The organism is Anoxybacillus thermarum (assembly GCF_000836725.1).
GTDB lineage: Bacteria > Bacillota > Bacilli > Bacillales > Anoxybacillaceae > Anoxybacillus > Anoxybacillus thermarum.
In genome coordinates, this window is record NZ_JXTH01000089.1 from 1 (window position 1) to 7,228 (window position 7,228).

The following is a 7,228-nucleotide window of genomic DNA, read 5'->3' on the forward strand; positions in this document are numbered from 1 at the left end:
CCTCCAAAAGGGCCGCCAACAAGACAGCGAACACCTTTTGAAGAGTTCTGACTAATTGTTCCTCCAGCTCTTTTAATAAAGGCCATTCTGTGGTAAAATGTTTCATGGACTCTCTCCCTCCTGTTTTATTGATGTTGGTCATCACCATCATAGCAGGGAGAGAGTCCTTTTTGCATGACATTTGCTTTTTTCTACCGCGCTTCGCTTGGTGGCCCCGACGAGCGTCGCGAACAAAAGTTCGCAACCCTCGTCGGGGAATCATTCCTGAATGTCACCCACAAATATTTTACTCACACTATTCTTCCGGCACATCTGCGCCGAGCAATCCGAGTTCGCCTGCTTGTTTTAAAAGAGCAACTGATCGATCAAATTCGTGGTTTTCTAAATGCTCAAGTTGTGGCAACACTTCATTAACGACGAATTCTTCTGTCGTTTTCGCAATCATTTTTTGCTCATCTGTAAAATCTTCTGGTGTAAACACTTGATTTGGCGATATATCTTCAATTAAAAAGCTACCACCTTGCGCGATTTGTAATGCTTTTTCCATTGTTTATTCCTCCTCTTATAATAATTCAAATACACCAGCAGCGCCCATGCCGCCGCCAATACACATTGTGACAATACCAAATTGCTCGTTGCGACGACGCATTTCATGTAAAAGCGTCAACGTTAACTTCGCTCCTGTGCAACCGAGCGGATGACCGAGAGCAATCGCTCCTCCGTTCACATTTACCTTTTCTTCATCTAACCCGAGTTCACGAATGACTTGAATCGCTTGTGATGCGAACGCTTCATTTAATTCAATTAAACCGATGTCAGAAAGTTCAAGTCCTGCAAGCTTAAGCGCCTTTGGAATTGCCGCAATCGGACCGATGCCCATCACTTCTGGTGGAACACCTGCTACTGCAAACGAGCGAAATTTACCAAGTGGTTGTAAACCGAGCGCTTTCGCTTTTTCGTGATCCATGACCATCACCGCAGCTGCTCCGTCACTCGTTTGCGAAGCGTTTCCAGCTGTTACTGTTCCGTTTACCGAAAACGCAGGACGCAATTTCGCAAGCGTCTCCATATTTGTGTCTGGGCGAACCCCTTCATCTTGACTAAATGTTATCTTTCTCTCTACTAATTTATTATTTTCAATATGACGAACGGTCACATCAACTGGCACAATTTCATCGACAAATTTTCCTTCCGCAATTGCTTTTGCCGCTTTTTGATGGCTACGAACAGCAAACGCATCTTGGTCTTCTCGCGTCACACCGTACTTCATCGCTACTTGCTCAGCCGTATGTCCCATCGACATGTAATACTCTGGCGCGCTTTCTGCGAGCTTCACGTTCGGACGTACGACATGCCCCATCATCGGAACCATGCTCATCGACTCTACGCCGCCAGCAATAATTGTATCTGCATGCCCAAGCATAATTCTCTCTGCCGCATAAGCGATCGCTTGCAACCCTGATGAACAGTAACGGTTAATCGTGATCGCTGGCACTGTATATGGCAAACCAGCAAGCGCCCCAATGTTGCGCGCAATATTTAACCCTTGTTCCGCTTCTGGCATAGCGCATCCGATAATAAGATCATCAATGTTCCCTTCATAGTTTCCTGCCCGTTTCAACGTTTCTTTGACAACGATCGCCCCTAAATCATCTGGTCGGACGTTAGCTAACGTCCCTTTTTTCGCTTTGCCGACAGGCGTACGCGCTCCGGCAACGATGACCGCTTCTTTCACGTTAATCCCCCCTTAGTTTCTTAACGGTTTCCCTTTCACAAGCATATGTTGCATGCGCGCTTGCGTTTTCGGCTCGCCGACAAGGCTTAAAAATGCTTCGCGCTCTAAATCAAGCAAATATTGTTCGTCCACTTCTGTTCCGTACGGTACGCTTCCACCAGCAATAACGTAAGCAAGTTTTTTCGCAATTTTTAAATCGTGCTCTGAGATGTAGCCGGAATGATACATTCCTTGCGCACCAAGCAACAACGTCGCATATCCCGTTTCCCCGACAACCGGAATTTTTTTGCGCACGGGTGGTTTGTATCCGCTCTCATATAACGCTAACACCGCTTGTTTTGCGTCATGAATGAGATGATCGCCATTGATAGAAATGCCATCTTGTGCATTTAAGAAATTCAATTCACGCGCTTCCGCGGCAGACGTTGATACTTTCGCCATCGCAATTGTTTCAAACACTTTATTTGCGACTTTTTGTAGATCAAACTCCACACCGTTCGGCATGCCGCTCAAATGTTTAATATACAGCTCTTTATTTCCACCGCCACCCGGAATGAGACCGACACCGACTTCGACAAGTCCCATATACGTTTCTGCAGCCGCTTGAATGCGTGAAGCTGGCAAGCAAATTTCCGTTCCACCGCCAAGCGTCATCGCAAATGGAGCAACGACAACCGGTTTTGCGCTATATTTAATATTCATCATCGCTTGTTGGAATTGACGAACGACCATTTCAATTTCGAAATAGTTGTCATCTTGCGCTTCCATTAAAATCATCGCAAGGTTTGCACCGACGCAGAAGTTTTTTCCTTGATTTCCGATAACAAGTCCTTTATAGTTGCGGTCAACTTCTTCTAACGCATAGTTAATCATTTGAACAATATCAAAACCGATCGCATTGTTTGGTGAGTGAAACTCAAGTAACGCCACATCGTCACCAAGGTCGATCAAACTTGCACCGCTATTTTTCTTAATCACCCCTTTTTGTTCTTTTAAGCGTTGAATATGGATGACTTTTTCGTTTTCTTCAATCGGTTTATATTGTCCACGGTCGTAATATGATACTTGGCCATGTTCATGTTTATAAAACGTTTCATGTCCGCTTGCCAACATTTGTTCTACCCACGATGGTACTTGGCGACCTTCCGCCTTCATTTTTTCAACAGACTGCTTCACGCCGATTGCATCCCACGTTTCAAAAGGACCGAGCTCCCAGCCAAAGCCCCATTTCATCGCACGGTCAATCGCTACGATGTCATCTGCAATTTCTCCAAGCAGTTCAGCCGAATATAATAACGTTGGGCTTAAAATGTTCCAAAGCAATTGTCCTGCGCGATCATTCGCATATACAAGCGCTTTCAATTTATTCGCTGTCCCTTTTGCCTGCTTGCTCATTTCAACAGACGGTGCCTTTAATTTTTTCGTCGGTTCATACTCAAGCGTTTCGTAATTTAATTCAAAAATGTCTTTTCCTTTCTTGTAGAAAAATCCTTGACCAGATTTGCTGCCAAGCCATCCTTTTTCCACCATTGTTTTCATAAAAGATGGAACAGTAAATACTTCCTTTTCTTCACCTTCTACTTTTTCAAACACATTGTTAGCTACATGAATAAACGTATCTAGTCCAACGACATCAAGCGTGCGGAACGTGGCGCTTTTTGGGCGGCCAATTAACGGACCAGTCACAGAATCGACTTCACCTACGCTATAGCCGCCTTTCATCATTTCGCGCACAGTGACAAGCAAGCCGTACGTTCCGATCCGATTGGCAATAAAGTTTGGCGTATCTTTCGCAAGAACGACCCCTTTACCAAGCACGTTTTCTCCAAATTGTTTCATAAACGAAACAACCGATGGATCGGTATGCTTTGTCGGAATGACTTCTAGTAGTTTTAAATAGCGTGGCGGATTGAAAAAGTGCGTGCCTAAAAAATGCTTTTTAAAATCGTCCGAGCGTCCTTCCGCCATTGCTTCAATGGAAATGCCAGATGTGTTCGAGCTGACAATACTTCCTTGTTTTCTTACTTCATCCACTTTTTCAAACACACTTTTTTTCACATCAAGCCGTTCAACAACGACTTCAATAATCCAGTCACATTCTGATAAACGGTGAAAATCGTCTTCAAAGTTACCGACTTCAATAAGCGCTACATCTTCTTTCGACATGAGCGGAGCTGGCTTTTGTTTCAACAAACGTTCAACCGCTTGATTGACAATGCGATTGCGCACTTGTTTATGTTCAAGCGTCCACCCTTTTGCTTTTTCTTCCGCTGTCAACTCTTTCGGTACAATATCTAACAACAATGTCGGAATGCCGACGTTCGCTAAGTGCGCCGCAATCCCCGATCCCATAACACCAGAACCGAGAACAGCCGCTTTTTTAATTCGCATTCTCCTTCCCCCTTATCCCGATTGAATGAATGGTCATTCATTTTTTCCTTTATCTTAAATATAAATTATATTTCAAATTTTCGCAACAAATAAATGTAACGAATTTTGTCAACGATTTAGGACATGATACGAAAGGAGGTGAATGGCGATGAAAATAAAAAAACACCCATCGAAAGCAGGTGTAAGTGCTGCAAGCGTAAAAGGAAATGCAGGACCAACGGTAGAACGTGATGGCGGCGGAAAAAAGACGAGTCAAAATCAACAATATGGAAAAGAAAATATGGGGAATGAATAAAGGTGGGATGTGCCCACCTTTATTTCTTTAATATACCCTTTAACACAAATGCCACATTTGCTGGGCGTTCCGCCAAACGACGCATAAAGTAGCCGTACCAATCGGTTCCGTATGGAACGTAGACGCGCATCGTATATCCTTCGCGCACTAATTGTTCTTGGCGCTCCGGGCGAATGCCGTATAACATTTGAAATTCAAATTGATCATTTGGAATGTTATGTTCTTTCACTAGTCGTTTCGTGTATTCGATAATGGCATCGTCGTGTGTGGCAACAGCTGTGTAGTTGCCATTTAATAAATGCATTTTAATAATCTTTTTAAAGTTTTCATCTACATCTTTTTTATCTGGAAAAGCCACTTCTGGTGACTCTTTATACGCCCCTTTCACAAGGCGCAAGTTTGGATGATACGCATTTAAATCTTCAATATCTTTTTCTGTGCGATACAAATATGCTTGCAATACAGTTCCGACATTGTCATACTCTTTTTTCAGCTGCTTAAAAATATCGATCGTCTTTTGGCAACGAGAATAGTCTTCCATATCAATTGTCACAAATACACCATGGGTTTTTGCTTCATCTAAAATGCGACGCATATTTTTCATCACAAGCTCATCGGAAATGTCCAATCCCATCGATGTCATTTTTAGCGATAGTTGTGAATTTAACTTATTTTCACCAATCGCACGAATCGCCTCAATCGAATGGTTCGCCATTTCATTTGCTTCTTGTTCATTATCAACAAATTCTCCTAAGTAGTCGATCGTGACCGCTAGTCCTTTACGATTGAGTTCTTTAATCACGTCTACTGCACGTTCAATCGTTTCCCCCGCTACAAAGCGCGACGCACCGAAACGAAGACCGTACCGCTTCGCCAATTTTGTTAACGTTTTGTTTTTTGACAAAAATAAGAAAAAGTCGCGCATCAATTGTTCCATTGTTGCTTACCCCCTTTGCAAGCGCATCCACCCGTATTGTAACACGTTTTCAATCACTTGAATATGTTTTTGTCGAATAGTCATATTTTTTGTCTACACACGTATAACTATACGGCACGTGGGCAATATACAGTCGAACATAATTTTACACGGAGGGATGATCATGCAACAACAAATGAATACACAACAACATGCGATGATGGCTCAACCACCTGAAATGATTTCAACAAAAGACGCTCTTTATTTAACAGATGCATTATCATGGAATTTACTGGCGATGAAAAAAGCTCATTTTTTTGCCACTCAATGCCAAGATCAAGAAATTAAACAAGCGATTGAGCGTGTCGGACAAATGCATCAACGCCATTATCAACAACTGTTACACCAATTACAGCCATCAGCACACATGCAATAAGGAGGACATGAAGACATGAAAGTGCAAAATACTGAAACACAAATTCCGAAAACACCCCAAATGAACGATCGCGATTTTATTAATGATATGTTATCAACTGAAAAATATATGACGGATAGTTATTGTACATTTTTAAACGAAGCAAGCCATCAACATTTGTATGATGAAATTTTGCATATGTTTACCGAAACACAAAATTGCCAACGTGAATTGTACAACTTAATGTTTAAAAAAGGTTGGTACACACTTGAACAAGCAGACCAACAAAAATTGCAACAATCATATCAACAATTTCAAGGATACGCGAGCCAATTCCCATACAACAATATGATGCAGTAAGAAAAGCCGGCTGCTTATGCAGTCGGCTTTTGTCATGCGCCCAACCATTTGACAGATGACTTGCATATAGTGTCAATGTAATGACAAAACTCGAGGAGGGAATGCTCAATGTATGGTCGCAGACCGTTTTTCGGCTTTTTTGGTGCACCGTTTTTCGGGGGCTTTTTAGGTGGATTGCTTGGCAGTGCATTAACGCCTTATCCGTTTTATCCGCCACGTCCATATTATTACCCACCACGTCCATATCCGTTTTCCCCATATGGCGGCGGATGGTACTATTAACCATGAAAAGCTAAGGAGCACTGGCTCCCTAGCTTTTTTCTATGCTTGAAAAGAAAGGGCAACTTCATATGCAAACATTTCGTTTCCAAGTACATAATCAGGACGATCTTTTACTTTTTGCTCATGCGCTTTACGAAATGCCTCACTTTGCGTCCAAGCCTCGAACGATTCTTTGTTCTCCCACGTAGTGCATACACGTACTTCATCATAATCCTGAATCTCCCTGGGCTTCTCACTTCGCAGTGAGAATTTCCTGCTTCATCGTCCTCGTAACCTACTAACTCCACAGGCGTATGATTCCGACAGTTCCTGCCGTACGATATTTATGCAAATAAACCTAATTCTTTTAAGCCTTGTTGTAGTATATTTTTTGCAGCGTTCTCGTCTCTTTGATGAATCGTACCACAATAATCGCAAACCCATTCTCTTATGGATAATAACTTTACTTTTTTGTTTACACACCCACACGCTGAACAAGTTTGCGATGATGCAAACCATCTACTTATTTTATGATACGTTCTACCATACCACATCGGTAACTATTCAGCCACATCATAAAGTGAGCTGAATATTTTTTGCTTTTCCTGTCCATGATGTGAATATTGATAGACAAGGAGGTGAATCGCATGTTGACGGTACAACAAGCTGTATTTACAGTTGAAAGCTTAATCAGCAAAGTCCAACAACAAAAGCAGCTCATTACTCACCAACAACAAGTCATTGAGCAACTGTTGAAAGAAAACAAACAGCTACGCAAAGAAAATGAACAACTCAAGTATCGCGTTCAAGAGCTGGAAGCACGCACGAAAAAAAACAGCTCCAATAGCCATTTGC

The 7,228-nt window shown here is 42.3% G+C and carries 9 protein-coding genes and 2 pseudogenes; 5 read left to right on the forward strand and 6 right to left on the reverse strand.

All coding sequences use genetic code 11. The features are described from left to right. Positions 1-298: 298 nt before the first annotated feature. The 3 genes and pseudogenes from LH47_RS13730 to LH47_RS13740 all read right to left on the reverse strand — a co-directional run. Positions 299-547, reverse strand: a pseudogene (locus LH47_RS13730) (acyl-CoA dehydrogenase family protein); the annotation flags it as partial. Between the two features lie 15 nt (positions 548-562). Beyond that, the gene (locus tag LH47_RS13735; RefSeq protein ID WP_043968472.1) at positions 563-1,735 is read right to left on the reverse strand and encodes an acetyl-CoA C-acetyltransferase; all 1,173 of its coding nucleotides are present in this window, start codon (positions 1,733-1,735) and stop codon (positions 563-565) included. A gap of 12 nt (positions 1,736-1,747) precedes the next feature. Further along, positions 1,748-4,126, reverse strand: a complete 2,379-nt coding sequence (locus LH47_RS13740; RefSeq protein WP_043968473.1) for a 3-hydroxyacyl-CoA dehydrogenase/enoyl-CoA hydratase family protein — start codon at positions 4,124-4,126, stop codon at positions 1,748-1,750. 148 nt (positions 4,127-4,274) lie between these two features. Between LH47_RS13740 and LH47_RS15640 the strand changes: the two genes are divergently transcribed. Then, positions 4,275-4,421 (forward strand): YuzL family protein, encoded by a 147-nt coding sequence (locus tag LH47_RS15640; protein WP_084221348.1) that lies wholly within the window; start codon positions 4,275-4,277, stop codon positions 4,419-4,421. 19 nt (positions 4,422-4,440) lie between these two features. Here the strand turns inward: LH47_RS15640 and LH47_RS13745 are convergent, their stop codons facing one another. Continuing rightward, positions 4,441-5,358 carry a proline dehydrogenase family protein gene (locus LH47_RS13745; protein ID WP_043968475.1) on the reverse strand — a complete coding sequence of 306 codons (918 nt, stop codon included), beginning with the start codon at positions 5,356-5,358 and terminating at the stop codon, positions 4,441-4,443. Positions 5,359-5,521: 163 nt separating this feature from the next. Here LH47_RS13745 and LH47_RS13750 point away from each other — a divergent pair, with 163 nt between their 5' ends. From LH47_RS13750 to LH47_RS16530, 3 genes are all read left to right on the forward strand, one after another. Continuing rightward, positions 5,522-5,773: a hypothetical protein gene (locus tag LH47_RS13750; protein ID WP_043968477.1), complete on the forward strand. Its 252-nt coding sequence runs from the start codon at positions 5,522-5,524 to the stop codon at positions 5,771-5,773. A gap of 15 nt (positions 5,774-5,788) precedes the next feature. Continuing rightward, the gene (locus LH47_RS13755) at positions 5,789-6,112 is read left to right on the forward strand and encodes a spore coat protein (protein WP_043968479.1); all 324 of its coding nucleotides are present in this window, start codon (positions 5,789-5,791) and stop codon (positions 6,110-6,112) included. Positions 6,113-6,220: 108 nt separating this feature from the next. Next, a complete protein-coding gene (locus LH47_RS16530; protein ID WP_167333792.1) occupies positions 6,221-6,394 on the forward strand; it encodes a hypothetical protein in 174 nt (57 codons plus the stop codon). A 39-nt stretch (positions 6,395-6,433) separates the two neighbouring features. On the opposite strand, the gene LH47_RS15645 is transcribed toward LH47_RS16530, so the two are convergent. Both LH47_RS15645 and LH47_RS15650 read right to left on the reverse strand, forming a co-directional pair. Further along, entirely contained in the window at positions 6,434-6,637 is a 204-nt protein-coding gene (locus tag LH47_RS15645) for an antibiotic biosynthesis monooxygenase (RefSeq protein WP_084221349.1), read from the reverse strand. A gap of 80 nt (positions 6,638-6,717) precedes the next feature. Then, positions 6,718-6,927, reverse strand: a complete 210-nt coding sequence (locus LH47_RS15650; RefSeq protein WP_235341162.1) for a transposase — start codon at positions 6,925-6,927, stop codon at positions 6,718-6,720. A gap of 93 nt (positions 6,928-7,020) precedes the next feature. Here LH47_RS15650 and LH47_RS13760 point away from each other — a divergent pair. Next, positions 7,021-7,228: pseudogene (locus LH47_RS13760) on the forward strand (IS66 family transposase); the annotation flags it as partial.